The sequence below is a fragment of the Polynucleobacter difficilis genome (assembly GCF_003065365.1).
GTDB lineage: Bacteria > Pseudomonadota > Gammaproteobacteria > Burkholderiales > Burkholderiaceae > Polynucleobacter > Polynucleobacter difficilis.
Genome location: NZ_CP023276.1, coordinates 779027 through 804631, shown reverse-complemented (window position 1 = coordinate 804631; position 25605 = coordinate 779027). Strand labels below are relative to the sequence as shown.

Genomic DNA, 25605 nt, shown 5'->3' with positions numbered 1-25605 from the left:
TCAAGCCATGCATACCGAATCGTTTATCGCCGAATTGCAATCGATTGTTGGGCCAAATCATGTCCTACTCAGTGCAGACGATAAGGCGCCCTTTTTAACGGATTGGCGCAAGCGTTTTACCGGCAAGGCAATTGCCGTCGTGATGCCGGCCAGCACAGAAGAAGTGGCTGCTATTGTGAAATGCTGTATCGCCGCTAAAGTGCCGATCGTCACGCAAGGTGGCAATACGGGCTTTTGTGGCGGTGCTACCCCTTACCCCAGCGGCCATGAAATCGTCCTTAGCCTAAAACGCATGAGCCACATTCGTAGCACCGACATTGCCAATCAAACCATGACGGTTGAAGCAGGCTGCATCTTGCAGTCGCTCCAAGAGAAGGCTGCTGAGACAGGTCACCTCTTTCCCCTCAGCCTAGGAGCGGAAGGTAGTTGCATGATCGGCGGTAATTTAGCAACCAATGCCGGCGGCACGAATGTACTGCGCTATGGCAATGCAAGGGACCTGTGTTTGGGCTTGGAAGTCGTCACTGCCCAAGGAGAAATCTGGCATGGTCTCAAAGGGCTGCGCAAAGACAATACCGGATATGACTTGCGCGATCTCTTCATTGGTTCAGAAGGAACCTTAGGCATCATTACTGCAGCCGTATTAAAGCTATACCCCCTTCCTCTATCGCAGTGGACCACTCTCGTTGCTACCAAGGATATTCCTTCAGCGATTGCCCTCTTGGGTTTATTTCAAAAGCGAGCAGCATCCTTGCTCACTGGATTTGAGATGATGACGCAGGAGTCCTTGGATTTATGTGCCAGCCATTTTCCGCAAATGGCAAATCCACTGAGCAACAACCCGCCTTACACCATCCTGGTTGAGTTGTCCGATCATGAGAGCGAAGAGCATGTACGGCTCTTGCTGGAGCAAATCTTAGAGACTGCCCTGGAAGACGGTTTGGTATCGGATGCCATCATTGCGAGCAATCTTGCGCAAGCGCAAGCCTTTTGGCAGATGCGGGAACACATTACCCTCGCTCAGGCACAAGAAGGGGCGAACTTAAAACACGACATTACCCTGCCCCTATCGAGCCTAGATCAATTTATGCAAAATACCGATGCTTTAATGCGCGCTGCATATCCCGGCATCCGCATCATTAACTTTGGGCATCTCGGCGATGGCAATTTGCATTACAACATTGCACCGCCAAAGGGTGTTGACCCTCACGCATTTAATCAAGCTGAAGAAACCGCTATTCATGAACTGGTCTACGCACAGGTTGAACAGTGCGGCGGCTCAATCTCCGCTGAGCACGGAGTCGGTCAACTCAAGCTGGAGGGCTTGCGCGCGCACCGCGGTGCAGTAGCCCACGACATGATGAAAGCGATCAAGCGTGCGCTCGATCCAGAGAACATCCTCAACCCCAATAAAGTGGTCTCGATTTAACGAGTCCGCCTTACTTTGTTTTAGCGCAGGGGTAGCGGCTACTTAAAAAGCGAATAATGGTTTTGGCAGCATAGTCCCCGTTGTATTGGGGGCGAGCTTGCGTCCACACTAAAAACTCAGAAAGTACCGTATCGCGCGACATCCCCTTGGGAACGCAAATCGTTGATTTGGCATTTGGGCCGCGTTGCATCACATGCGCTTGGTAGACACCCTCACCAAAACCAAAGCAAAAATTCTGCGCTTCAACATCAGCGCGGTTTTGACAGAGTGCTACAAACGCAGCGGTAGATGCATCGCTATTCGGTAAAGGGGTTTGCGCCAATGCGCTCGTAGTTATTGCACCACTCGCCACAAAGAGGAATGCGGCGCGCCGCAGGGACTGTAAAAAATAGAGTGCGTTCATATTGAGATCTGTTTTATTGATTGATTAGCGCCGAAAGCCGCCAAAATGGCCGCCGCCAAAGCCGCCACGACCGCCACCGTAGCCACCGCGGTCGCCGCCAAAGCCGCCACGATCTCCACCAAAGCGGTCTTGATTAGCATCCGAGCGCGCCTGGTTACGCAAGGCGTTTTCTTGCAGGCTTTCCCGATCGACATTGGGGTTGGCTCGATCTTGCGCCGCATCGGCACGCGCCGATTGGTTTAGCTGGCTCGCTTGCTGACGCTCTTGGGCTGTCGCATTTTTCTGAAAGTCACTATTAGCGCGCTGACCTAACTGCCGTGCGTCTTGCTTTTGCTGCGCCGTTGCATTGTTCTTCCAATCATTGGCCAAACGCTGCTGATTCTGAATACTGCTTGGACCAATAATGCCTCGATTAGGGCGGATGACATCGCTGGTGTTGTTCACATTGATCGTGCCATTACTCCAGCTGGGGGTTGACCAAAAATCCGCGCCGATGGCCATACCAACACCAAAGGCCATCATGCCCCATGCAGGGTTGTAGGCTGGGTATGGCGGGTAATCTGCATAAGGCCATGGGCCATACACATCGTTGGGGTTATAGGTGGGGACATACACCACCTGCGTACTTGCCGGCATGATCAGAATATTGGAATTCGGATCCGTTACTACCGTCATCTGCGCATTGGTTTTTAACGTACCCGCTTGCTGTGCCCGCTTACGCAAGGCTTGAACTGCTTTCATCGTATCGGCGGGCTGCAATTTATAGGCATTGCCTAAATTTTGCGTCCACTCTAAATTGCTGCCCATCATATTGAAGGCTTGCGGAAACGAAATCAGCGACTTGACGCTGTCATTCCACGTTTGCGTCTTTAATGCGTTTTGCAAGGCAGTGCCGCTGAGGCTAGCATTGCTTCGCCTCCAGTTATAGGCTTCCGCAATTTCCAGAGGATAAGTGGAGCCGAGCAACATGAGAGACAACAGCGAATCGGGATAAAGCGCAATCGAGGAAACCAGCGATTGCAACTGCTGCTGTGAGAATGCCGGAGATTGAGCCTGACCAGGATCGTATGCGCTTTGCATATACGACTGCCCTTCGTTGGGCATGGTGTTGGTATTCGATGCACAGCCCACCAAGAATGCCGATGTGCTCAGCGCAGTGGTAGCCAATACGGCCAATCGGGTAAGTCGCAAGATAAAAGCCCCTGAGTACGAGTGAAGGCTTATTTTGTCATGAATTTGACGATGCGCAAAGAGATGCTTTAGTCCTTTTGATTAACTCGCCGCATCAAGGCTTCGGCGCTTTCTTTGCGCTCGCTGTAACGATCTACTAAATAGTCTGCATTACCCCGGGTCAGCAGGGTAAATTTATACAGCTCTTCGAGCACATCGACGACGCGATCGAAATACGCAGAGGGTTTCATGCGGTCGTGCTCATCAAATTCAAGGAAGGCTTTGGCAACCGACGATTGATTGGGGATCGTAATCATGCGCATCCAGCGGCCTAGAACACGCATTTGATTTACCGCATTAAACGATTGCGAGCCGCCGCAAACTTGCATTAAGGCCAAAGTCTTGCCTTGGGTGGGCCTTACAGCACCGATGCTAAGGGGTATCCAATCGATTTGCGCTTTCAGAATTCCAGTCATCGCACCATGGCGTTCGGGTGAACACCACACCATCCCCTCAGACCATTCACAAAGCTGACGCAGCTCCGCTACTTTGGGATGGGTTTCCGGAGCATCATCGGGTAAAGGCAAACCACTCGGATTGAAGATCTTAACCTCTCCACCCATTAAGGTCAGGATACGAGCCGCCTCTTCCATGAGTAGCCGACTAAAAGAACGTGTTCGCAGCGATCCATAGAGCAATAAAAAACGTGGCGCATGGGAAGGCTGTGGATGTTGCAATTGAACCGTGCTTGGAATTGCAAAGCTCGCTCGATCAAGCTGTGGCAAATCATCTGTCTGGGTGGCATCAAACGAAGTCATGGCATTCATTGTAATAAGCGCACTACTTTAATGCTCTGGCCGCCATTTATTCAACATGGCCACCAACGAAAGCATGACGGGCACTTCGACTAAAACCCCCACCACCGTGGCTAAGGCTGCGCCCGAGTTCAGGCCAAACAAGGAAATCGCTACCGCTACCGCGAGTTCAAAAAAGTTGGAGGTTCCAATCAAACACGCCGGGCCTGCGACGTCATGCGGTAACTTCAGTCGTTTGGCAGCCCACCAACTAACGAAGAAGATCCCGTAGGTTTGCAAAATGAGCGGAATTGCAATCAAGACAATGATGAGGGGCTTTTCAATAATCGTATTGGCCTGAAATCCAAACAACAACACGACGGTTGCGATCAAACCCACAATCGACCAGGGTTTGAGTTTCGCTACAAAGTGCCCTACTGCATCGGCCGAGCGCTTAGCCAATACAAAGCGGGTTGCAATGCCCGCAACGAGGGGTAAGACCACATACAAGATGGTTGAAATGAGGAGTGTTTCCCAAGGCACCGTCACATCGGTGACGCCCAATAGAAAGGCAGCAATCGGTGCAAAGGCAACCACCATAATTAGATCGTTGACCGATACCTGAACTAAGGTGTAATTCGCATCACCCTTCACCAATTGGCTCCAGACAAATACCATCGCAGTGCAAGGTGCTACGCCAAGTAAGATCATCCCGGCAATGTATTCTTGCGCCGACTGAGGGTCCACCCAGGGCGCAAAAATGTATTGGAAGAAGAGCACGCCCAATGCGGCCATGGTGAACGGCTTGACCAACCAGTTAATCACGAGCGTTAAGAACAAGCCCTGGGGTTTTTTATGAATGTCTTTTACAGCACTCCAATCAATCTGGATCATCATCGGGTAAATCATGATCCAGATGAGGACAGCAACCACGAGATTGACGTGCGCAAACTCAATCAGCGCAATGGATTGAAACACCCCCGGCATGAGCAAACCTAGCACTACGCCAGCAGCGATGCCCAGACCAACCCATACCGTCAAATACCGTTCAAATAGTCCCACGTTTAAACCTTCGCTAGCTTTTTGAGTTCACTCTGAATGCTCAGTGCGTCCAGCTTTTCAAGGGGAAGATCGACGAGCATATCAATGCGTTTTTTAAGGCCAATCATCACATCCCGAAAAGCCCGGCGCTTGTCCTCATCACTGCCGCTTACCTGCGATGGGTCTGGAAAGCCCCAATGCGCAGTAGCCGGATTGCCTGGCCAAACTGGGCAGACTTCGCCAGCCGCATTGTCGCAAACCGTAATAATGAAATCCATCTTCGGCGCATCCGGCAAGGCGAATTCATCCCAGTTTTTTGAGCGCAGTTTGCTGTTGTCGTATCCCAGCTCACCTGCGATCTCAGCGGCAAACGGATTGACTCGGGTGCCAGGCGTAGATCCGGCAGAGTAACCAATAAAACGGCCACTCGGGTGGGTTGAAGCCAAAGCCTCACCTAAAACGGAACGAGCCGAGTTGTGCGTGCATAGGAATAAAACGTTGTATTGCTTCATAGCGCTTTCACCTTTCGAGTAAGGGGTTTAGGAAGGCAGGATTGACCGCCGCAGCAGTTATCCAGTAAAAATTCGACCAAGGCCGCAGTGTGGATGGCATTGGGTCGGTAAATGAGATTGCGGCTTTGACGCTCTTGCGTAATTAGCTGGGCTTGCATCAGTTCTTTTAAATGAAAGCTCAGTGTGGCATTGGGTATGCCCAGCATTTCATGGATTTGGGTTGGCGTTAAGCCGACATCGCCTTTTTGTACTATCAAGCGAAAGACATTCAATCGGGATTCCTGCCCTAGGGCGAGGAAGGCATTGACGGCGTCATTATTTTTCATATTTCGATAATAATGGAAATATATGACGGATCTGTGACAGCCAAAAAAAAGGGCTATGACAATCGCATAGCCCTTTTGTTCATACCGAAAAACAGTTTAGCTTTTGAGTGCCTTGCTATTGAGTTGGCCGCCCCAGCTAAACACCGAGTTCGCAATGCTGCCGATGTCTTTTGCCATGCGCTTAGGTGACTGCGCAATCATGGGCTTCAAATTACTGAGCATTTTCTTTGCCTTCTTTTGATCCACTTTTTTATGAATCAAATTGGCATCGGGCAAATCCGGTGTGCTGCTCTTTGGCGGCAATAAGGTAGCCAGCGAAATCGAGTCCATGTATGACTCCATTTTGATAGCTAAATCACGCCAAATTGCGCCATCCAAGCCATCTGTAGATCCTTTGCTGTGATCAACCGCACGCATAATGTCGCCAATCGATACCTCTTGCGGTGGACGCGTTAACCAGTAACCACCACCTGGGCCCTTATGGCTATCGATGAGTTTGGCGGTTTTCAAATTACTGAAAATCTGCTCTAAGTAGGAAACAGAAATATCGGTCTGCTTGCTAATGTTTTGCAAGTTAATCGCATATTTACCCTGAGACTGGCTCGCTAAACTAACCAAGGCTTCGACGGCATACCGACTTTTAGTGGTGATTTTCATATTCATCTACTCCTTATGGATCTTGATGAATACACTTTAGACTTAAATTCATTCATTAAAAAGAAGATAATTAGGTAATATATTTTCGTTATTTACTGAATATTATCCTATAATACCGAGGGATTCTTAGTTAAATTATGGATGCAAAAGCATGACACAGTCTTTTAATTACAGGCACTTACATTACTTTTGGGTAGTGGCTAAGGAAGGCAGCATGACCAAGGCTGCCAGCCGGCTCAATATTGCAGTGCAAACCGTCAGTACGCAAGTACATGAGCTCGAAAAAGACTTAGGTCATTTACTATTTAAGCCAGCCGGACGGGGCCTAGCACTCACCGATGCTGGCTTTGCTGCCATGAAATTGGCGGACCAAATCTTTCAGATCGGTGAAAAGTTACCGAGCATCGTCAGCGGGTCTGCTGCCATACCCCGAAATCGCCTAGCTTTGGGTGTTGCCGACGGCTTACCAAAGCTCGTCAGCAAAGAATTACTCGATAGCATCATTCATGAGCAGCAAATTCAGCTGGTATGCCATGAAGGGGAATTCGAGGACTTGCTGGCTGATTTGGCCCTGCATCGCCTAGACCTCGTTTTTGCTGATCGCCCTGCTCCCGTCAATAAAAACATGAGCCTCTACAGTCAGGAGCTGGGCCATTCAGCGGTAAGCTGGCTTGCATCAGCCGAGTTGCTCGAGCAAGCAAAAGAGAATTTTCCCTACAGCCTTGCCGACATTCCCGTCATCATGCCAACCTACCACTCGACCGTACGCTTTAAATTGGATTTGTGGTTTGAAAAATTGGGCATTACACCGAACATCGTTGGGGAGTTTGAGGACAACGCATTAATGGTCACTTTTGGATCGAGTGGCTTTGGTGTATTTCCGGCGGCATCCATTTTGCTGTCCGAGCTCGAACACCATTACCAAGTGCATCCGGTAGGTGCCTGCGAAGACATCCATGAATATTTTTACGCCATACGGTCGGAAAAGCGGATACATCACCCGCTGGTGCAAACCATCTTAAAGCAAACGGTAGGTCAAAAATTGGTAAGATAAAAATCTGTCAATGGAGATAAAAAAACGCCTGGGATTACCAGGCGTTTTCTATTGCTGGCGGAATGATCTCCGCCGAACTTGCTTGCTTACTTCGCAATAAATCCAGCTTCTTGCATCAGCTGTCTGTGCAAGGCAGCGTTCGCGTCTAACCACTTATCAAACTCTTTGCCGCTCATGAAGGTTTGGTTAAAGGCGCCGTCGGCCATGAACTTCTTCCATTCTGGGGTGGCAATGACCTTTTTAAAGAGGTCCACGTAGTAATTGACCTGATCTTGGGTTACGCCAGGGGGCATGAAAATGCCGCGCAGCATCACGTAGTCGGTTGGAACGCCCACTTCTTTACAGGTAGGTACGTCATTCCAGGACTGGGTAGGCGTGATTTTCTCTTTGTAAGGCATACGGGTATCGTCAAACACGCACTGGGCACGGAGTTTACCGGCGCGCCACTGGGCTACCGCTTCGATTGGGTTATTTACGCTGGAGTCCACGTGATTACCCACGAGCTGAACTGCCACGTCACCGCCTCCCTTAAAGGGAACGTAGATGAACTTGGTGCCAGTGGCTTTTTCGAGGGCTACGGTAATGATCTGGTCTTCTTGCTTAGAGCCAGTGCCGGCCATCTTGAACTTATTGGGGCCAGCGGCTTTAACGGCATCAATGTACTCTTTAGCGGTTTTATAGGGCTTATCGGCATTGGTCCAGAGCACGAACTGGTCGAGGGCCAGCATCGCGACCGGGGTCATGTCCTTGTAGGAGAAGGGAACGCCAGTGGCTAAGGGAGTGGTAAAGAGGTTCGATAAGCTAATGACGATCTTATGGGGGTCGCCCTTGGCTTCTTTAACGGATAAGAAGCCTTCAGCGCCGGCGCCAGCCGATTTATTGACTGGAATCATCGATTGCTTCATCAGGTTGTTCTTACTGATGATGCCTTGGATCATACGGGCCATCTGGTCAGCACCGCCGCCAGGACCAGCAGGAATCACAAACTCAACGGGTTTAGTAGGTTCCCACGCCATAGCGGGGCTAGCAGCAAAGCCAGCAATGCCCAGGGCAATGGCAGTAGACAGCGCGGTGCGTTTAATCGAATGCTTCATGAATGCTCCTCCGGAAGAATGGACATTCATAGTCGCAATTTTTTAATAAAGCGGAAACGGTACTTACCCTAGGAGATAGGACAAGGCGCTTTTTAGGGGAATTCGACAGCCTCATGGCAATTCTGCGGGGCTTCCAGGGCGGTAACGAGCAAGCCTAATTCCTTTGTTTTTTTAAGGGTTTTATGGATGATCTTATAAATATCCAGATCAAATTCCGGCTGCTTTTCGCTCAGCAGCTCTTCTACTTCCACCTCATTCGCTGCCGTACCCAGGTAGCACCAATGATCAAACAGATGCAAGTCGTCGCCCTCGTGGATGGCGATTGCACCTTTATAGGGCCAGGATGCGACTTTCAATTTAAGGAGTGCCGTTTTGAGCCGCAGATTGTGGATCGCCGGCGACTCTGCTCCGATGCAGGCGCCGTTGCACTGCTTCACATGAAAACCAAAACAAGCTCCCTGCCCTTGTCGCTTCTCTAAGCCCAAAATGGCCTCGCACAGTTGATTCTTTTTAGCAATCGATTGCAAGCTCGCCAAGGCTTCCCGCTTATTGTAAAAAAGGCCATATAAGTTATCTTGCTTGCCAGGTTCTAAATCCTGGTGATTCACGAGCTGCACCTGAAGGTGTTCAGCAGACTCGAGAAGCTGCCATGCGCACAAGTCTTTGGAGCGACGCAACTTGACATTAAAGGTGGGTAGCTTTTCTTTAATGAGGCGCGATTCCAAAATCAAGGCACCAAATTCTCCGGCCGTTTCGATCCAATCAATGTCACGGACCTGCATGGCAATCTTCATTTCTTTGCGATTGGTGAGCGCCGCATGAAAGTGTCCTTTCACCCGCGCGCGCAAATCAATGCTTTTGCCGATGTAGAGCGGCTGGCGATTTTCTGCGTAGAACATATAAACGCCGGGGCGACTCGGAATCTCCTCTACTAGCGCTTTATCGATGTGAACTGGCAAGCTCGAATTACCAAGCAAATAATCCACCTCGGTTTGTAAGTGCTCTGGTCCGAATAAGCGAATGCACTCTTGCCAGAAGTCATACAGCAATTTGGCATCATCTAAAGCGCGGTGGCGATTGGCTACTTGCAAGCCATGCACCGCAATCAAGGTATCTAAGTTATGGCGCGCTTGATTGGGAAATAACCGCCGCGAGAGCTTTACCGTACAAAGTACCTTGGGCGCAAAATCAATCCCAACTTTTTTAAACTCAGCCTTAATGAAGCTGTAATCAAAGCGGGCATTGTGGGCGATGAAGATCTTGTCTTTGAGCTCCATATAGAGCGCATTGGCAATCTCGGAAAACGTTGGCTGCGTGGCCACCATCTCGGGGGTGATGCCCGTCAACTGTTGAATATTTTTGGGTATGTAGGTTTCTGGATTGACTAAGCGCGACCATTCCGAAACGCCATCGGAATCGAGGGTCAGAATGCCGATCTCGGTAATACGGTCAAGCTCCGCCCGTGAGCCCGTGGTCTCAATATCAACAAAGGCAAAGACCGAATCGGTGCGTGGCATGAATACCTAATCCTACTGGCGTATGGCAAGCAGGATTTATACCAAACAATCGCCTTCTTTGTGTAGTGGGTGCTATATCAAAGCAAGGGCACTGATTAATAGGCAAGTCGTCAACCCTCGCAGGTGGGGCGTATTTTAAAAAGTATCCTAGAATCACACCATTGCAATGCATGCATTGATTCGTTTCAATTGAGAGTACAACCCACTATGGCACCTTGGAAAGCAGCCCGCGCCGGCGATCATTTTGATCAGATCGATACGCCCGCTTTAATTCTGGATATGGATGCCTTTGAGCACAATCTGGGACTTCTGCAAAATGCGCTGTTGGGTAGCGACGTCCGCTTACGTCCCCATGCCAAAAGCCATAAGTGTCCGGAGATTGCATTGCGCCAAATTGCAGCGGGCGCCGTTGGCATCTGCTGTCAAAAAGTCAGCGAAGCGGCAGTCTTTGTTGCGGCCGGTGTAAAGGATATTTTGATTACCAATGAAGTAGTTGGCGCTAAGAAAGTGGCTCATGCACTTGATTTAGCTGAGCGTGCACGCATTGGTATCTTAGTCGACCATCCAGAACAAGTTACTGCCTTCGCACAAGCGAGTAGCGCGCGCAAAATCAAGATCGATGTCTATATTGAAGTCGATGTGGGGATGGGCCGTTGTGGCGCTACTTCGATTGAGCAAGTTGTCGCACTGGCTCGTCTTATTGATCAAGCGCCCTACTTACATTTCATGGGCTTACAGTGCTACCACGGTAGCGCCCAGCATTACCGCCTCCCTAAAGAACGGCAAGATGCGATTGCGGCCGTATGTGCTAAGGCGGCTGAAGCGAAGGCGGCGGTTGAGCAGGCGGGCATTGCTGTAGAACGCATTACTGGCGCTGGCACTGGCTCGGTGATGCTGGAAGGTAGCTCATCGATTTTTAATGAGGTGCAAGCAGGCTCCTATATTTTGATGGACCGCGACTATGCCAAAAACCAGCGTGATGCAGTTGACTTAGCGTTTGAGCATGCCCTGTTTATCAAAACAGCCATACTTAGCCACCCAACTCAGGGTCGTGCCGTGGTCGATGCCGGCCTCAAAGCATCCAGTGTCGATTCTGGAATGCCACTGGTCTGGCAACGTACAGACGCAACCTACCTCAAAGCCTCGGATGAGCATGGCGTACTTCAGCTTACTGCAGACTCACCATTAAAGCTGGGCGACACCATCAAGCTGATACCCGGCCATTGCGATCCCACCGTCAACTTATACGATGAAATTATTTGTGTTCGGGGCAATACCGTAGAGGCGGTTTGGCCCATCGCTGCGCGTGGCGCTTTGCTATAGGCTCAAGGTATTCGGCCCCGACATCGTGTCAGCAAAATTGAACTCAAGAAGAAATTTTCTTTGCATCTCGAGTGCTTCCCTTTTATGCTGGAGCGAACTGTTACGCGCACAAGGAGTTCGCATGGATTTCACTAACCCTAAAACGATGCGCGATTGCTGGGTTGTGAATGATGGCGTGATGGGAGGAATTTCACAATCAACTCTTCGCCAAGATACGCAAGGTATGTATTTTGAAGGCCTGGTTTCCCTTGAAAATAACGGCGGCTTTGCCTCCATGCGTTCATCAGCCCAATTTCCCGCAGGAACGCAAGCACTAGAGCTATTGGCCAAAGGGGACGGTAAGCAATACAAGCTCGTCTTACGCACTGCGATAGCGCCACAGGTAAGCTATACAGCCGATTTCATTGCTGAACCCATCTGGCAAACGCATCAATTTAATTTAAATCAATTTAAATCAACCTTCCGTGGGCAAGCCATTAGCGCGCCAATCCTATCCTTTGCTGATGCCATTGAGTTTGGCATTCTGATTTCAAATAATCAGGCTGGGCGTTTTGCGATTCAACTTAAAACGCTTCAATCCATCTAGGCCGAAACTGCTCCAGCCTACACTGCCATGCATTGAGTTGGCTGTTCTTTGATCAGCCTATCCAAACTGGATGACGAGCCATGACGGCATTGAATAGCTCCGATTGGAGATGCTTAGTAAGCCAATTTTTTAGGGCTGGGAGCGGCAATTGCTCAAACTGCTGAGGATTAACCATGGAAAACTGCCGAATGAATGGAAAAATGGCAACGTCAATCCAATGCTGTTTGTTGCCTAGGACATATTGATTCGAATCCAGAACCTCATCCAGCGGCTTGAGCATTAACGTTATTGCAGCATTCAAGACATCGTCTTGATTGAGATTGGGATGCCGATTGGGGTACTTATATTGATCAAGCAATACTTTAAATGGTCCGTCATTGCGCTCAATCCAAATTTGAGCAGCAACGTTATCCATCCCACCCCAGTTATCTGGGTCAGAGTACTGCAATGCCCATCGCATGATCTCCAAACTTTGATCTAGAACCAGATCACCCACAATGAGCATGGGTACCGTCCCTTTTGGAGATGCCATCAGCATCGATTTTGGCTTATTGCGTAATTCAATCTCCCGGTGCTCAACCTGAATACCGGCATAGTTCAAGGTCATGCGAGCCCGTATTGCATAGGGGCATCTGCGATAGGAGTACAAAATTGGCAGCATAGACTGGGAAGTTGTCTACCTAGCGTGAAGCAAGTGCGCTGCCTAGGAACAAAAAGATAAACGCCATTAATTTAACAGTACGCGTAACGCAGCCTGCTCGGATTCTGGTAGATTTAATTTTCTTATCTCCGCAAAAACCTCGTCTGCGGGCAGCGCTTTTAATGTTTCACGCAATCGGTTGATGTCAGTTGCGGCAGTATGCACTACCTTTTCAATCGAAAAATCGGCAGCATGGCGAAGCATGGCACGGCTTTTCATAAGTGCAAACTGCTTCTCTGGAATGTGTAAGCGAATTCGCTCTTGCTCTAACTTTTCTTCCTCTTCCTTTGACAATACACCATCTTCAAGAGCCTCTTCAATATCATGAATCATCTGCTCACGCTGTTGATGCAATTGATCGGAAAACGCGGAGCCTAAAATACCTGCTGGTAACGCAACAATACCAATACCCAAGAGCGAGAGCACCATCGTAAATGCTTGACCAATGTGCGTTACTGGCGTGATATCGCCATAGCCAACGCTGGCCAAAGTAATCACAGCCCAATAGAGTGCGCGCACCATGGTATCGAACTTATCAGGCTGCACTGGATGCTCAACCGTATACACAATGGCTGCCGACAAAATAGTAATCAATACAACGATAAACATAGCCGACATAAATGCCGCTCGCTCACGTTTCATAACCGATACAAAAGTTGAGATAGCTGTGTTGTAACGCGTCAGCTTTAAGATTCGCAGAACCCGTAAAACCCGTATAAAACGAAGATCGACTGTAATCAAAAATTGCACATAGAATGGCAAAATTGCGATTAAATCAATAAGTGAACTTGGGCGCTTTGCCCATGCCCATCGGCTACTGCTATTTTCTGAATCTTCCACAGCGCCTTCGGGTGCCGAATAAAGACGCAGTAGGTACTCGACTGTAAAAATAAATATAGTCAGTAAATTAAAATAATGAAACTCATTCTTGAGCGGCTCATAAATGGTAGGTACTGTCTCCAGAAATACAGCAATGACACTGGTGATAATAAAAAGAATAAAAATAAAATCAACCTGCTGGTGCAAGCGGCCAGAAGTTGGTGTTTCGTTCATCAATGCATATACTTTTTGACGCGCGGTTTTGCCCGCATTGACTCGTCGAAATGCACTGACTGCAGGAATAATGTCTCTCAATAATTTTAGTAAGCGAAGTAAGCGTAAGGCCCTGAGGACACGTAAATCTAAATTGATCAACCCCATCATTTGCAGCCAGTACGGAATAATGACCAGCGCATCGATCAGAGCAAACGGGGTCAATGCGTGCCGCAAGGTTGCAAAGCGTTTTCCAGCGAAACGTGGATCTCCACTTGCCGCAAATAGCCTTAGTGCGTACTCAGCAGTAAAGATATAAATCGATAGACGATCAAATAGATCATATGAATCTTCATACCCAACGTAAAACGCTGGAATACGCTCCAATACCAGCGCGAACAGATTCGCAATAATGAGCCAGGTAATGAACGATTCAAATCGTAAGGAAGAGGCGCTCTTATTGGCTGTGTCGCAAAAAGTACGGTATGCGGCCGCTCGGGCAGTTGCAATATAAGACATATTGGTTTTGTGGATATATGTTCGCTTGACAATAAGCACAAATAATCCTGCGGTCAATCCCCAATGGTCTTAAATATAGAATAAACCACCTTATTTGCTCACTTTACCCCTAAGGGAGTGTTATCTAGCAGTAGCCAAGTAATGCTAGTGCGTACAACAGCGGTTCATTAATAGCTGAAGCCAAAACCTAAGCGTTCGTCTTTAGTACGCCTTAATCGTCATATTTTCAATGCAGCTGGCTCTATGCATTTGCTCCAATTGTTTCATTGCCGCAGTATCGGTCTTTTTGAGCTTGCCACTGTCGATATCTGAATTAATATTGGCTTGAACGCATTTTGCTACTGCATCCTCGCCCTTGCAGCCAATAAGAACTATGGCAGTAAACACAATGCTACAGAGAAGTAATTTCTTCATTAAATAGGGCCTAAACGTTTGATTCAAGCTTAAGTGGCCTGCCCAACAGGAGTCGAACCTGTGACCTACGGCTTAGAAGGCCGTTGCTCTATCCAGCTGAGCTATGGGCAGTATGCATCTACAGCTACTATTCTAATGGACATGGTTTACAGTTTTTAGCCTTTTTTGGGGCTTTTAATTGAATTAATTTATGATCGTGAGGTTATTTCAATAAACCCTTTATAAGCCCTTAAGACCACCATGAAGATCGTTCAAAGACTCCTTTTTGCCTTTTCTCTCTTGTTTGCCGTTAGCCTTAGCGCGCAAGGCCTAACTGAAGGCGGTGACGATAAATACAAACCCAGCATTGGCCAAGAAGGTAAAGATGTGATCTGGGTCCCTACTGGCGATGAATTAGTAACCAATATGCTCAAGATTGCCAAAGTCGGCCCTTCCGATTTGGTCTATGACCTCGGCGCTGGTGATGGCAAGATTGCGATTGCTGCCGCAAAAGAATTTGGCGCAACAGCCGTTGGTATTGAGTTCAATCCTGAAATGGCAGCGCTCGGTCAGCGCAATGCAGAACGCGCCGGCGTATCAAAGAAAGTGAAGATCATTCAGGGCGACATCTTTAAAGAAGATTTCTCCAAAGCCACGGTTGTCACCATGTACCTCCTGCCTGAACTCAACCTCAAATTGCGCCCTACTATCCTCAAGATGAAACCCGGTACACGCGTGGTATCGCATGCCTTCACCATGGGCGACTGGGAGGCGGATGCTGAAGTGGATAGTCCTGCTAGAGCCTATTTCTGGGTGGTACCTGCCAACGTGGCTGGCGACTGGACTCTCACAAACTTTGATGCCCAGGGCCCTGCTACCTTAAGCTTGTCACAGCACTACCAGCGCATTGGCGGCAGTCTATTAATAGATCGTAGAAGCCAACCCCTGCTCAATGCAAAACTGACTGGCACCAAAATGGAATTTAGCTACAAAGACCGCAATGGTAATTTCCGGACAGCGCAAGTAACAGTCAATGGCAATACCTTAAAGGGCGACGATAAAGGCGGCTACGTTCAGAATGAATTTACCGGCGTGCGTCGTTAAGCGCTACCCAGCGTTTTCAGTCTTCCAATCTAGTTCATGAATAACCCCGCCAACACGGTGCCGGAGCGCCTGCTCTCGCGCACCGGAGCAATCGCCATTATTGTTGGCATTGTGATTGGCGCCGGTATTTTTAAAACGCCATCAATGGTCGCCGGCATTACCGGCGATATCGGTTGGATGATGAGTGTTTGGATCATCGGCTCCGTGATTTCTATGGCAGGCGCCCTATGCTATGCCGAGCTAGCAACTACCTACCCCCATGCTGGCGGCGATTACCACTTCTTATTTAAAGCCTATGGCAAAAACGCGTCGTTTTTGTATGGCTGGGCCAAAGCCACGGTCATTAATACCGGATCGATTGCCTTGCTCGCCTTTGTGTTTGGCGACTACATGTCGAAGGTCTTGCCCCTAGGCGAATACTCGGCTGTTATTTGGGCGCTGCTGATTGTGATTGGTTTGACTTTGGTTAATCTGATTGGCATTCATGCATCAGCCAACGTACAAACCATACTCACGGTTCTTGAAGTTGCAGGTCTGCTGGCGATCATCGTCGCTGGATTTGGACTATTGGGTGCCCCCCTGCCTGCAGTAGAGCATGCGGCCTTTTTCTCGAGTACGCCACCGCTGGGCTTACTTGGCCTTGCTATGGTGTTTGTGCTGCTGACCTTTGGCGGCTGGAATGAATCCGCCTATATTTCAGCTGAAGTGAAAGGCGGCAGTAAGACGGTGGTGTATGTCATCGTCTTTAGTCTCTTGCTCATCACCATCGTTTACCTACTTGTGAATTGGGCTTTAATTAGTGGCCTGGGTATGCAGCAGCTGGCTAGCAGTAAAGCAGCGCCTGCCGATTTACTCGGCCTTGCTTTTGGCCCGATTGGTGAAAAACTCCTCGGCCTTTTTGTAGCGGTTGCGGCGCTCACCAGCATTAATGCCACCATGATTGTGGGTGCACGCACCAACTTTGCCATGGGTGAAGACTGGTATGGTCTGCGCTTCATGGGGCGCTGGGAAGCGAAGCGCGGCTCCCCGAGTTTGGCATATATTGTGCAGGGAATCATTTGCGTTGCGCTCGTGTGTTTTGGCGCGCTGCAGTCCGATGGTTTTGAGGCCATGGTGGAATTTACAGCCCCTGTGTTTTGGAGCTTCCTGTTCCTCGTTGGCGTCTCGGTATTTATTCTGCGCTTTAAGCACCCCCATACCAAGCGGGAATTTAGCGTTCCGCTCTACCCCCTCACACCACTCATCTTTTGCGCTTCCTGCGCGTATTTGGCCTACTCAAGCTTTGCGTATGCGCACAGCAAGGGAGCAGTAACGATTTCGCTCTACGTAATGCTGGTGGGTGTGATTGCACTGCTGTTCTTGCGGGCTAAAAAAGCAGCTCAGTAAGCAGAAACTGGATTGACCTAAAACACAAGGTCGCATGGGAAGGAAAAGTGGTCGGAGTACAAGGATTCGAACCTTGGACCCCCTGCTCCCAAAGCAGGTGCGCTACCAGGCTGCGCTACACTCCGACGGAATCGCTATTTTACACAGTATTGGGTGGGATAGCCATTTCCTGTACCATTTAGCCCCATGAAAGCCTTTTTTGCCACTCAAATCCAGCGTCCTGCTCGGGCTTGTCTAGCAATTGCTTTCCTCACCATCAGCCTTTTAGGCACCCATTGGCTGGGCTATCAGCACAGCATTGCACACCCCCATACCGGTCAGACTCAAGCACTCCAATTTGGCTTATCTGAATTAGCCGGTCACGACGACTGCGATGCGCATCACCATGCCGAGGCGTCTCATGGCGATCACATCAATGCAAATTGTTTACTGTTTGATGCGCTCACCTTGGCTGGTTTTATTGGCAGTAGTGGCATTGCTGTATCAGCAACTCAGGCGCTAGCTACTGAACCCATTATTTATAGCGCCGTTTTTAATACCGGCGCGGTCTTAAGCCACTACCAATCCCGCGCTCCGCCGCAATCCCTCCAGTTGTAAATCCCTAAGCGGCACCGCTTTTGCGGGCCATTAATTATTTGCCACCCAAAGCGGTGGTGCAATTGGAGTTTTTTATGAAGATGAATTCTCAATCGCTTTTAGCGAAGCGAAATGCGTTTGGCTTACTCAAATCAGTTAGCCTGACCACAACACTGACTGTATCTTTTTCTATGATTGCCTACGCCCAAAGTAGCAGCAATCCCAACTTGCAAATTGAAGCAACTGGCTCACAAGAAAGCAACCTTAGCATTCTGACGCCAACCAAAATTCTGCAAGGTAATGAGCTGCTCGATAAGCTCGGCACTACTTTAGGAGCAACCTTAGGCAACGAGCTTGGAGTTTCTGCGACCGGCTATGGGGTTGGCTCTTCCCGCCCGGTTATTCGGGGTCTTGAGGGCGCTCGTGTGCAGATTTTACAAAACGGCCTGTCGGTAGGCGATGTATCCAGCATCTCGGCTGATCATGCCGTAGCAACGCCATTGCAAAATGCACAGCAAATTGAAATCTTGCGTGGCGCCGCAGCCTTAAAGTACGGTTCAGGCTCAAGTGGCGGCTTAGTCAATGTGGTGAATGAACGCATTCACACAACCCTACCAGAGCAAGCATCGGGTGTAGCAAACACCAGTTATGAAACCGTTAACAACGGCCGAGCAGCATCCGGTGTGTTGGAAGGGTCGGTTGGCTCCATTGCATTGCACGTGGATACCGCCATCAACAATGCGCAAAACTACCGCTTTCCTGGGCAATCAACGCAATCCCAAGGCGAGCCTGCAGGTGGCTGGACTGTTCCACCAGGAGGAGCAGAAAACAATTACACCGGCAAATTACCTAACTCGTTTAACAATCAGAACAATCTGGGTTTGGGCGCTTCCTACATTGGCAAGTCAGGCTATACCGGCGTATCGATTGAGCGCCTAAACAACAACTACGGCATCCCAACTCCGGAAGGTGGCGCGATTAACCAATCGCAAAATCGCTATGACTTCCAACATGAGACGCGGGATCCGTTTGGCAACTTCTCTGCAATCAAGTTCAGTGCAGCCAATAGCAATTACAACCATACTGAATTCGGACCTGATGGCATTGCTGCTGCTCTGTGGAAAAATATCGCCAATGAGGCGCGCCTCGATTTATCGCATAAGAATTTCATGGGATGGAAAGGCAATATTGGTGCGCAAGTCACACGCGCATCACTCGAAGCTAGCGATTTAGCAAGTGGTAGCTATGCCATCGTTCCGTCAACCAAAACCAAGTCCAATGCCCTCTTCTGGATTGAGGAAGGGCGCTGGGGGGCGCTGCAAGCTAACTTGGGCTTACGTTATGACAACGTAAGTCAAAACCCCAATAGCGCAACAATTTTTCCATATGAAGCTGGAGTAGGTGGCAATGGCATCAACTTTAAAATAGATGGGAATGCAAGCTCAAATGGGCCCCTGAACCCGCAAGCTGTAAACCGTAATTTCAATCTAATATCCTACTCCGCTGGCGGCTTGTGGAACCTAGTCCATGGTTATGGTTTGGGTGCAGCCTATACGGTTTCGCAGCGAGCCCCCAGCGCACAAGAACTGTATGCCTACGGTGTTCATGAGTCGACCGCAACCTTTATGGTGGGTAACTCCAATTTATCCAAAGAGATCTCAAACAATCTTGAACTAACAGCACAGAAGGTATTGGGTAAAGTGCGTGGCAAGGCAAGTATTTATGTCAATAAGTTTAATAACTATATTTACGGAAACTATATCTCTGGAGAAAGTGCTGGAGATGATAACTTTAGCGTGGTCGTTGCCCAGCAAGCCGCAGCCACAATCAAGGGTGCCGAGGCCGAATTGACCTACAACTGGAATCAATTTGGTAGCGGCGCCCGTTTGTTTGCTGACGCATCCCAAGGTAGCTTTGATGCGGGTGGTAATTTACCTTTGCAACCTGCGCCCCGGGTAGGTTTGCAGCTGGCTCAGCAGAAAAACAAGTGGCTAGTCAATGCCAGCTATACCTATAGCTTTGAGCAGAATCGATTAGCTTCTTGGGAAGTGGGTCCTACCCCAAGCTATAACTTATTGAATGCTGGTTTGTCGTACACCGAAAAGGTCAATAAGATCAGCTGGACCGGCTACATTAACTTACGTAACTTGCTCAACGAGCAAATTCGTTATGCAACTACCCCAATGGCAGTGCGTTTGTATGCGCCCCAACCAGGTCGTAGCATGATGGTAGGAATACGCGCAGCCTTCTAGCGTCTCTCGCACAGTTGCGCTGCAATCAGGCTCTGGCTTAGTTCGGCTAGAGCCTTTCTTTCTTTAAGTGCGGGTAGTTTTGCACTAATGCTGATCTGAGCGCAAATGGGTGGGCTGCAAATCAGGTTCCAAATAGAGTCCAGTAAGCCCATCTCACCAATAAACGCGGGCGCAGTGGTTTTGTTTCCGGTTCGCACATCAAAGTACTGAATTGCCAAGGCATATACCGGCGCATTGGCTACAATCGCTGCCTCAAATAAGTTCGATTTAAAGGGGGCCACTTGCTTGCCGTCAGTTGAGGTGCCTTCCGGAAAGATACAAATGGCTTTTTGATTCAGTTGAATAGCTATCTCCTGCACCATATTACGAATGCTACTGGACTTGCCTCGCTCAATAAAGAGCGTACCCAGTTGCTTAGCCATCCAGCCAAAAATAGGCCAACTCGCTACTTCGGATTTGGCGACAAAATAATGGGGCTTAAAGGCATTGATCACATGAATATCAATCCACGAGATGTGATTAGCCGCCATAAGGTAATGGTCGTCCATCAGATGCTCTACCCCAATAACGCTAAGGCGCATATTAAAGATACCGAGCAACTGCTTGCACCAATGGCGAATCGATCGATGCCGCTGCCCTGCCTTAAGCCAGGGAAATAGCAGTAGCAAAATGAAGCAGCCCTTCAGGACATGCACAATGATTTGCAGTATGGTGAAAATGCGGCTTAAATTCATATAAAGAAAAGAAAATACAATGCGCTCTGAAATTAGGAATGCAATCAGCATACTAATCCAGTAAGTCATAAAAATGACATGAAATTGTCATGAAGCCTACACATAGCACTGGCTTAATACACTTCAATGACGCACTACCGAGCCATCTGGATTTCAGACGTGCACCTGGGTACTTCCGGTTGCCAGGCGAACTACCTCCTCGATTTTTTAAAGCACAACGAAGCCGATACCTTTTACTTGGTTGGCGACATTATCGACGGCTGGCGTCTCAAAAAATCCATCTATTGGCCACAATCGCACAATGACGTGGTGCAAAAATTACTGCGCAAAGCCCGCAAAGGGGCCAATGTGTACTTTATTCCAGGCAACCATGATGAAAGCGCACGCCAATACATTGGCATGTCCTTTGGCGATATTCAGGTGGTGGAAGAGATTATTCATACCACGGTGGATGGTAAAAAGCTCTGGGTTACGCATGGCGACCTATTTGATGGCGTGATGCAGTACGCTAAATGGTTAGCCTACGTCGGCGATAACCTGTACTCCCTCATTTTGTACATGAACCGCTACTTTAATTTGATTCGAATCAAAATGGGCTTGCAGTACTGGTCACTATCGCAATACCTAAAGCACCAAGTCAAGAATGCTGTCAGTTACATTGCCGATTTTGAACACATCATGGCGCGCGAAGCCCGCATGCGCAATTGCGATGGCGTCGTCTGTGGGCATATTCACAAAGCCGAAATTCGAGAAATTGATGGTTTGATTTATTGCAACGACGGTGATTGGGTCGAAAGTCTGAGTGCCCTCGTTGAAACCACCGAAGGCGAACTCAAGCTGGTCTTTTGGAAGACCATTCTGGGCGACCCTGCGCCGAGTGCTGCGAACACAGAACAACTCAGTATGGATGTTATTTCCAGAAAATCACTTGAAGAGGCCCTAGTATGAAAATAATGATCGTGACCGATGCCTGGGAACCCCAGGTCAATGGAGTTGTTCGTACCCTCAAACAAACATGCCATGAACTGGGGTTAATGGGTCATGAGATTGAGATGATTACGCCCAATCAATTTAAAACGATTCCTTGCCCTACCTACCCCGATATTTCTTTATCGCTATTTCCTGGGAAAGGCGTAGCGCGCAAAATCAAGGATTTTGAGCCCGATGCAATTCACATTGCAACCGAAGGCCCCCTTGGTTTATCCGCAAGAGCTTATGCTGTGCGGAACCGCCTGCCCTTCTCCACCGCATATCACACACGCTTTCCAGAATACGTACAGGCGCGCACCGGCATTCCAATCGCGTGGACATATGCCTTTTTGCGTTGGTTTCATGGTCCATCGATGGCAGTCATGGCGCCCACCATCGTCGTCAAAGATGATCTAGAAAAATTTGGTTTTACCAATGTCGTACTGTGGTCCCGCGGCGTAGACACTGAAGTGTTTCATATGCAGGAGTCAAAAGCCCTCAATTCAGCCCACCCCATTTTCTTGTATGTAGGTCGGGTTGCGATTGAGAAGAACATCAATGCATTTTTAGAGATTGATCTACCGGGCTCAAAATGGGTCGTAGGCGATGGCCCTGCCATGGCCAAAATCAAACAGCAATATCCAAACGTCAATTACTTGGGTGTTTTAAAGCAGCCCGAGTTAGCCAAAGTCTACGCAGCAGCCGATGTCTTTGTCTTTCCGAGCAAAACCGATACCTTTGGACTTGTTTTACTGGAGGCAATGGCCTGTGGCACTCCGGTGGCAGCCTATCCCGTTACTGGCCCCATTGATGTGCTTGGCGACTCTCCTGCAGGTGCAATGCACGAGGATTTACGTACCGCTTGCCTAGCGGCCCTCAAGATTCCACGTGAAGTGGCTAGAGCCCATGCCGAGCGCTTTTCCTGGCGCGCCTCGACTGAACAGTTTGCGCGGCATTTAAAGCCTGTCCTCAGCCCTGCAGTACACCGCACTGCCCTAGCCTAATTATTCCTCGAGTTTTCAATTGAAAGACACTTACCACATTGACCAAAATCCGCACAAGGGCAATCGCGGATTGGTTCGTGCATGGCATGCTGCGAAAAACTCATGGCATGGGCTGGTATTTGCATTTAGAGAGGAAAGCGCATTTCGACAAGAGCTAACCTTGTTTATTGTGCTAACCCCGATTGCTGCTGTATTGCCGGTATCGCTTTTTGAAAAGGCCGTTTTAATTTGCTCTCTTGTACTAGTTATGGCATTCGAACTACTTAATTCCAGCGTTGAGGCAGCGATCGATCGAATCTCCTTTGATCACCATGATTTATCCAAGCGCGCCAAGGATTTTGGCTCTGCAGCGGTGATGCTAGCACTGCTTATTTCCTTTATTTTGTGGGTCTGCGTGTGCCTCCCACTCTTCACGAAACTGTCATAAACGCAATTTACAGTTAAGTCTACTTTTATAAGGTTTTCTATGTCAGACATGCCAAATCCATTCGCTCCATTTGATGTGTTCTTTAAAAGCACGGCAACAGTTGAGCGCGTGAAAAAACTGCGCCCAATTAAGAAACTACTTTCCAAAAAAACAGCAAAGCGTTTATTTGGAAAGGCTTTTGCCCAGCGTACCCGAGCTGAATTGCAGTCCACTCCTGAAGTTGCTCGGCCAGTTATCAAATCAAAGCGCCCTGCACTGCAGATATCGTGGGCTAAAGATGCGGGTGAAATTCAAGAGGCGCAGCGCTTGCGCTTTAAGGTTTTCGCAGAAGAGATGGGTGCTACGCTTTCGCCAAATGCAGAAGGCCTAGACGTTGATGAGTTTGATGCTTATTGCGACCACCTGATCATTCGCGATGAAGATACCCTTCGTGTGGTTGGTACTTACCGCGTTTTACCACCTCATAAGGCCCAAGAAATCGGTAAGCTCTATTCCGATTCTGAATTTGATCTTTCCCGTTTGGAGCATTTGCGCCCCAAGATGGTTGAAGTAGGTCGTTCTTGTGTGCATCAAGACTACCGCTCCGGTGCCGTGATCATGGCCCTGTGGAGCGGTCTTGCTGAATACATGCTTAAAAACAATTATGAAATCATGTTGGGCTGCGCAAGCATCCCGATGTCGGATGGTGGCCACTTTGCTGCTAGCCTTTACAACGGTCTCAGCGGCGATCAAATTGCGCCAATTGAATGCCATGGCTTTCCAAAAGTACCGTTGCCACTCGCTCGCCTGAATGGCGGACTTGAGGTTGAGGCGCCGCCGTTGATTAAAGGTTACCTAAAGCTAGGGGCAAAAATTTGCAGTGCACCCGCCTGGGATCCCGACTTTAATACCGCCGACCTTTTAACGATGTTGCGTTTATCGGAAATCAACCCGCGCTACGCTAAGCATTTTTTGGGGAAATAAACCGAGCTTGGCAGGAGCGAGCTAAATCAGATTAGCTCGATTTGATAGGGCCTGCCAATCCGCTCCCACTCAGCAGCCTCCTTGCGCAGGCTAAATTCAGTTAGTGGGTGATTTTCAAGCCAGGCTTTTTTAATGCTGACCTTGAAGCTACTCCCTGATTCGCTGACGCTAACATCGGGCAAATGGGTATCGGCTCGGCCGCGGCAAAGTAATTGTGCAAGACGTAAGGCAAACAGCATGCGCCAATCTACGAATTGGGTATTGCTAGCCAGCTTACCGAGTTTGCCGGTATGTCCCACAAGCAAGGTAGCCAGGCGCAGTTGATCATTTTTTGAGAAACCTGGCATGTCTGCATTAGCAGCAATGTAGGCTGAATGCTTGTGATAGCTGTTATGAGAAATGGATAGGCCGATTTCATGCAGGCTAGCGGCCCACTCAATCAAGACCAAGTTATTCACTCTGGCTTCTTTATCTAGAATCGGCAACTGCGATAAAAAATTAGTCGCTAAGTTACCTACACGCTTGGCCTGCTGCCGATCAATGGAATAGCGGTCCATGAACTGCTCCACCGTGACAAAACGCATATCGTGGTGCTGTGAACGGCCTAGCAGGTCATAGAGAACGCCAACCCGAAGGGCCGCATCGGTAACTTCCATTAACTCGATGCCAAGCTCCTCAAACACTGCCAGCATGATTGCCAAGCCACCCGGCCAGACAACGCGTCGATCGTCCTTTAGTCCAGGGACGGGAATCTGACTGGTGTGCTCAAAGCGCAATAAATCCTGTTTCATTGCCTTCAAAGCAGGTTTGGTAATAAAGCCTTTAGGGGCATCGCCGTAGCCCATTTGGGCAATGATGTCGGCTAAAGCGCGCGCAGTGCCAGACGATCCAATAGCCTGTTTCCAGCCTTGCTTTACAAATGACTCTGCAATCACTTGAATTTCACGGCGGGCGGTGAGCTCGGCCTCTTTAAAGGCATGGGCATCAATCTCCCCTTTGGGAAAAAAGCGCATGCTATGGGAAACGCAGCCGATATAGAGACTCTCCATCAATTTGGGTTTATACCCCTCGCCGATGATGAGCTCAGTTGATCCTCCGCCAATATCGACAACCAGTCGATTGCCTTGGACCGGCGATACCTCATGGGCGGCCCCGATATAAATCAGACGGGCCTCCTCGACTCCTGCAATGACCTCAATGGGGAAGCCCAAGGCCTTTTCAGCGTCTTTGATGAAATCCGCTGAATTACGCGCAACCCGCAATGTATTGGTTGCTACAGCCCGCACCTGGGCCAAATCAAAGCCCCTTAAACGCTCGCCAAAGCGTCCAATCGCTGATATGCCCCGCTCGTAGGCTTCATGACCTAATAATTTCTTGTCTGTGAGGCCGGCTGCAAGACGAACAGACTCCCTGAGGGTATCAATCGGCCGAAGTTGCGTACCCGAAGGTGTGTTGACCACCTGCGCAATCAGCATCCGAAAGCTGTTCGAGCCTAGGTCAACGGCAGCAACGTAGCCATCGTGCGGGGTTGTTACGGTCTTTTCTTTCAAATGGATCAGCTTTAACAGGGCAATGCCACAGATACTAAAGGCTTATTGTATGCAATCCAAATGACACATTACTGAAATATAAAGGTGGCA

26 protein-coding genes and 2 tRNA genes are annotated in these 25605 nt (G+C 49.1%); 12 read left to right on the top strand and 16 right to left on the bottom strand.

Features of this window, described 5'->3' with window-relative positions; translation table 11 throughout:
* The first annotated feature begins 7 nt into the window (after positions 1 to 7).
* A complete protein-coding gene (locus tag AOC34_RS04100) occupies positions 8 to 1429 on the top strand; it encodes an FAD-binding oxidoreductase (protein WP_108468893.1) in 1422 nt (473 codons plus the stop codon).
* Positions 1430 to 1439: 10 nt separating this feature from the next.
* Here the strand turns inward: AOC34_RS04100 and AOC34_RS04095 are convergent, their stop codons facing one another.
* The 7 genes from AOC34_RS04095 to AOC34_RS04065 all read right to left on the bottom strand — a co-directional run bounded on the left by AOC34_RS04095 (position 1440) and on the right by AOC34_RS04065 (position 6332).
* Complete coding sequence (locus tag AOC34_RS04095) at positions 1440 to 1832, bottom strand: Rap1a/Tai family immunity protein (protein ID WP_108468892.1); 393 nt, start codon at positions 1830 to 1832, stop codon at positions 1440 to 1442.
* Positions 1833 to 1856: 24 nt separating this feature from the next.
* Positions 1857 to 3023: a DUF3300 domain-containing protein gene (locus AOC34_RS04090; RefSeq protein WP_159074807.1), complete on the bottom strand. Its 1167-nt coding sequence runs from the start codon at positions 3021 to 3023 to the stop codon at positions 1857 to 1859.
* Between the two features lie 68 nt (positions 3024 to 3091).
* Entirely contained in the window at positions 3092 to 3820 is a 729-nt protein-coding gene (arsH, locus tag AOC34_RS04085; protein WP_108470041.1) for an arsenical resistance protein ArsH, read from the bottom strand.
* A gap of 27 nt (positions 3821 to 3847) precedes the next feature.
* A complete protein-coding gene (gene arsB / locus AOC34_RS04080; RefSeq protein ID WP_108468890.1) occupies positions 3848 to 4858 on the bottom strand; it encodes an ACR3 family arsenite efflux transporter in 1011 nt (336 codons plus the stop codon).
* A 2-nt stretch (positions 4859 to 4860) separates the two neighbouring features.
* Complete coding sequence (locus AOC34_RS04075; protein WP_108468889.1) at positions 4861 to 5349, bottom strand: arsenate reductase ArsC; 489 nt, start codon at positions 5347 to 5349, stop codon at positions 4861 to 4863.
* The gene (locus tag AOC34_RS04070; RefSeq protein WP_108468888.1) at positions 5346 to 5675 is read right to left on the bottom strand and encodes an ArsR/SmtB family transcription factor; all 330 of its coding nucleotides are present in this window, start codon (positions 5673 to 5675) and stop codon (positions 5346 to 5348) included. Before AOC34_RS04070 ends, AOC34_RS04075 begins: the two co-directional genes overlap by 4 nt.
* Before the next feature lie 96 nt (positions 5676 to 5771).
* On the bottom strand, positions 5772 to 6332 hold the full coding sequence (locus AOC34_RS04065; protein ID WP_159074806.1) for an RrF2 family transcriptional regulator: 561 nt from the start codon (positions 6330 to 6332) through the stop codon (positions 5772 to 5774).
* 151 nt (positions 6333 to 6483) lie between these two features.
* Here AOC34_RS04065 and AOC34_RS04060 point away from each other — a divergent pair, with 151 nt between their 5' ends.
* Positions 6484 to 7386, top strand: coding sequence for a LysR family transcriptional regulator (locus tag AOC34_RS04060; RefSeq protein ID WP_108468886.1), 903 nt, complete (start codon positions 6484 to 6486; stop codon positions 7384 to 7386).
* Between the two features lie 86 nt (positions 7387 to 7472).
* On the opposite strand, the gene AOC34_RS04055 is transcribed toward AOC34_RS04060, so the two are convergent.
* Positions 7473 to 8480, bottom strand: a complete 1008-nt coding sequence (locus tag AOC34_RS04055; protein WP_108468885.1) for a Bug family tripartite tricarboxylate transporter substrate binding protein — start codon at positions 8478 to 8480, stop codon at positions 7473 to 7475.
* 92 nt (positions 8481 to 8572) lie between these two features.
* Entirely contained in the window at positions 8573 to 9997 is a 1425-nt protein-coding gene (locus AOC34_RS04050; protein WP_108468884.1) for a 3'-5' exonuclease family protein, read from the bottom strand.
* A 207-nt stretch (positions 9998 to 10204) separates the two neighbouring features.
* Between AOC34_RS04050 and AOC34_RS04045 the strand changes: the two genes are divergently transcribed.
* A complete protein-coding gene (locus AOC34_RS04045) occupies positions 10205 to 11320 on the top strand; it encodes a DSD1 family PLP-dependent enzyme (RefSeq protein ID WP_108468883.1) in 1116 nt (371 codons plus the stop codon).
* A 121-nt stretch (positions 11321 to 11441) separates the two neighbouring features.
* A complete protein-coding gene (locus AOC34_RS04040; RefSeq protein ID WP_108468882.1) occupies positions 11442 to 11906 on the top strand; it encodes a CIA30 family protein in 465 nt (154 codons plus the stop codon).
* Between the two features lie 52 nt (positions 11907 to 11958).
* On the opposite strand, the gene AOC34_RS04035 is transcribed toward AOC34_RS04040, so the two are convergent.
* The 4 genes from AOC34_RS04035 to AOC34_RS04020 form a co-directional block, all read right to left on the bottom strand.
* Positions 11959 to 12567: a glutathione S-transferase gene (locus AOC34_RS04035; RefSeq protein WP_108468881.1), complete on the bottom strand. Its 609-nt coding sequence runs from the start codon at positions 12565 to 12567 to the stop codon at positions 11959 to 11961.
* Positions 12568 to 12633: 66 nt separating this feature from the next.
* Complete coding sequence (locus tag AOC34_RS04030) at positions 12634 to 14157, bottom strand: ion transporter (protein ID WP_159074805.1); 1524 nt, start codon at positions 14155 to 14157, stop codon at positions 12634 to 12636.
* 201 nt (positions 14158 to 14358) lie between these two features.
* A complete protein-coding gene (locus AOC34_RS04025; protein ID WP_108468879.1) occupies positions 14359 to 14571 on the bottom strand; it encodes a hypothetical protein in 213 nt (70 codons plus the stop codon).
* Between the two features lie 34 nt (positions 14572 to 14605).
* Positions 14606 to 14682, bottom strand: a tRNA-Arg gene (locus AOC34_RS04020).
* Between the two features lie 129 nt (positions 14683 to 14811).
* Between AOC34_RS04020 and AOC34_RS04015 the strand changes: the two genes are divergently transcribed.
* Complete coding sequence (locus AOC34_RS04015) at positions 14812 to 15654, top strand: class I SAM-dependent methyltransferase (protein ID WP_108468878.1); 843 nt, start codon at positions 14812 to 14814, stop codon at positions 15652 to 15654.
* A gap of 36 nt (positions 15655 to 15690) precedes the next feature.
* The gene (locus tag AOC34_RS04010) at positions 15691 to 17040 is read left to right on the top strand and encodes an APC family permease (protein WP_108468877.1); all 1350 of its coding nucleotides are present in this window, start codon (positions 15691 to 15693) and stop codon (positions 17038 to 17040) included.
* Between the two features lie 48 nt (positions 17041 to 17088).
* Here the strand turns inward: AOC34_RS04010 and AOC34_RS04005 are convergent.
* Positions 17089 to 17165: transfer RNA gene (locus AOC34_RS04005), tRNA-Pro, on the bottom strand.
* A gap of 61 nt (positions 17166 to 17226) precedes the next feature.
* Here AOC34_RS04005 and AOC34_RS04000 point away from each other — a divergent pair.
* Both AOC34_RS04000 and AOC34_RS03995 read left to right on the top strand, forming a co-directional pair.
* A complete protein-coding gene (locus AOC34_RS04000; protein WP_108468876.1) occupies positions 17227 to 17637 on the top strand; it encodes a hypothetical protein in 411 nt (136 codons plus the stop codon).
* Between the two features lie 74 nt (positions 17638 to 17711).
* The gene (locus tag AOC34_RS03995) at positions 17712 to 19868 is read left to right on the top strand and encodes a TonB-dependent receptor (protein ID WP_234408150.1); all 2157 of its coding nucleotides are present in this window, start codon (positions 17712 to 17714) and stop codon (positions 19866 to 19868) included.
* Here AOC34_RS03995 and AOC34_RS03990 read toward each other — a convergent pair.
* A complete protein-coding gene (locus tag AOC34_RS03990) occupies positions 19865 to 20671 on the bottom strand; it encodes a lysophospholipid acyltransferase family protein (protein WP_199908320.1) in 807 nt (268 codons plus the stop codon). The genes AOC34_RS03995 and AOC34_RS03990 overlap by 4 nt on opposite strands.
* Positions 20672 to 20728: 57 nt before the next feature.
* Here AOC34_RS03990 and AOC34_RS03985 point away from each other — a divergent pair, with 57 nt between their 5' ends.
* The 4 genes from AOC34_RS03985 to AOC34_RS03970 are packed head-to-tail and all read left to right on the top strand — an operon-like array spanning position 20729 to position 23965.
* Positions 20729 to 21550 (top strand): UDP-2,3-diacylglucosamine diphosphatase, encoded by an 822-nt coding sequence (locus tag AOC34_RS03985; protein WP_108468875.1) that lies wholly within the window; start codon positions 20729 to 20731, stop codon positions 21548 to 21550.
* Positions 21547 to 22575, top strand: coding sequence for a glycosyltransferase family 4 protein (locus AOC34_RS03980; protein ID WP_108468874.1), 1029 nt, complete (start codon positions 21547 to 21549; stop codon positions 22573 to 22575). The genes AOC34_RS03985 and AOC34_RS03980 overlap by 4 nt, the downstream gene beginning before the upstream one ends.
* Positions 22576 to 22594: 19 nt before the next feature.
* The gene (locus AOC34_RS03975; protein WP_108468873.1) at positions 22595 to 23002 is read left to right on the top strand and encodes a diacylglycerol kinase; all 408 of its coding nucleotides are present in this window, start codon (positions 22595 to 22597) and stop codon (positions 23000 to 23002) included.
* 39 nt (positions 23003 to 23041) lie between these two features.
* Positions 23042 to 23965 (top strand): GNAT family N-acetyltransferase, encoded by a 924-nt coding sequence (locus AOC34_RS03970; RefSeq protein WP_108468872.1) that lies wholly within the window; start codon positions 23042 to 23044, stop codon positions 23963 to 23965.
* A 26-nt stretch (positions 23966 to 23991) separates the two neighbouring features.
* Here the strand turns inward: AOC34_RS03970 and AOC34_RS03965 are convergent, their stop codons facing one another.
* Positions 23992 to 25440 (bottom strand): Ppx/GppA phosphatase family protein, encoded by a 1449-nt coding sequence (locus tag AOC34_RS03965; protein ID WP_108470038.1) that lies wholly within the window; start codon positions 25438 to 25440, stop codon positions 23992 to 23994.
* Positions 25441 to 25605: the final 165 nt, after the last annotated feature.

Coding starts and splice junctions, on each gene's coding strand:
- AOC34_RS04100 (WP_108468893.1), top strand. CDS start 8: ATGCATACCGAATCGTTTATCGCCGAATTGCAATCGATTGTTGGGCCA.
- AOC34_RS04095 (WP_108468892.1), bottom strand. CDS start 1,832: ATGAACGCACTCTATTTTTTACAGTCCCTGCGGCGCGCCGCATTCCTC.
- arsH (WP_108470041.1), bottom strand. CDS start 3,820: ATGACTTCGTTTGATGCCACCCAGACAGATGATTTGCCACAGCTTGAT.
- AOC34_RS04075 (WP_108468889.1), bottom strand. CDS start 5,349: ATGAAGCAATACAACGTTTTATTCCTATGCACGCACAACTCGGCTCGT.
- AOC34_RS04070 (WP_108468888.1), bottom strand. CDS start 5,675: ATGAAAAATAATGACGCCGTCAATGCCTTCCTCGCCCTAGGGCAGGAA.
- AOC34_RS04065 (WP_159074806.1), bottom strand. CDS start 6,332: ATGAAAATCACCACTAAAAGTCGGTATGCCGTCGAAGCCTTGGTTAGT.
- AOC34_RS04060 (WP_108468886.1), top strand. CDS start 6,484: ATGACACAGTCTTTTAATTACAGGCACTTACATTACTTTTGGGTAGTG.
- AOC34_RS04055 (WP_108468885.1), bottom strand. CDS start 8,480: ATGAAGCATTCGATTAAACGCACCGCGCTGTCTACTGCCATTGCCCTG.
- AOC34_RS04050 (WP_108468884.1), bottom strand. CDS start 9,997: ATGCCACGCACCGATTCGGTCTTTGCCTTTGTTGATATTGAGACCACG.
- AOC34_RS04045 (WP_108468883.1), top strand. CDS start 10,205: ATGGCACCTTGGAAAGCAGCCCGCGCCGGCGATCATTTTGATCAGATC.
- AOC34_RS04040 (WP_108468882.1), top strand. CDS start 11,442: ATGGATTTCACTAACCCTAAAACGATGCGCGATTGCTGGGTTGTGAAT.
- AOC34_RS04035 (WP_108468881.1), bottom strand. CDS start 12,567: ATGCTGCCAATTTTGTACTCCTATCGCAGATGCCCCTATGCAATACGG.
- AOC34_RS04030 (WP_159074805.1), bottom strand. CDS start 14,157: ATGTCTTATATTGCAACTGCCCGAGCGGCCGCATACCGTACTTTTTGC.
- AOC34_RS04025 (WP_108468879.1), bottom strand. CDS start 14,571: ATGAAGAAATTACTTCTCTGTAGCATTGTGTTTACTGCCATAGTTCTT.
- AOC34_RS04015 (WP_108468878.1), top strand. CDS start 14,812: ATGAAGATCGTTCAAAGACTCCTTTTTGCCTTTTCTCTCTTGTTTGCC.
- AOC34_RS04010 (WP_108468877.1), top strand. CDS start 15,691: ATGAATAACCCCGCCAACACGGTGCCGGAGCGCCTGCTCTCGCGCACC.
- AOC34_RS04000 (WP_108468876.1), top strand. CDS start 17,227: ATGAAAGCCTTTTTTGCCACTCAAATCCAGCGTCCTGCTCGGGCTTGT.
- AOC34_RS03995 (WP_234408150.1), top strand. CDS start 17,712: ATGAAGATGAATTCTCAATCGCTTTTAGCGAAGCGAAATGCGTTTGGC.
- AOC34_RS03990 (WP_199908320.1), bottom strand. CDS start 20,671: ATGACTTACTGGATTAGTATGCTGATTGCATTCCTAATTTCAGAGCGC.
- AOC34_RS03985 (WP_108468875.1), top strand. CDS start 20,729: ATGACGCACTACCGAGCCATCTGGATTTCAGACGTGCACCTGGGTACT.
- AOC34_RS03980 (WP_108468874.1), top strand. CDS start 21,547: ATGAAAATAATGATCGTGACCGATGCCTGGGAACCCCAGGTCAATGGA.
- AOC34_RS03970 (WP_108468872.1), top strand. CDS start 23,042: ATGTCAGACATGCCAAATCCATTCGCTCCATTTGATGTGTTCTTTAAA.
- AOC34_RS03965 (WP_108470038.1), bottom strand. CDS start 25,440: ATGCTGATTGCGCAGGTGGTCAACACACCTTCGGGTACGCAACTTCGG.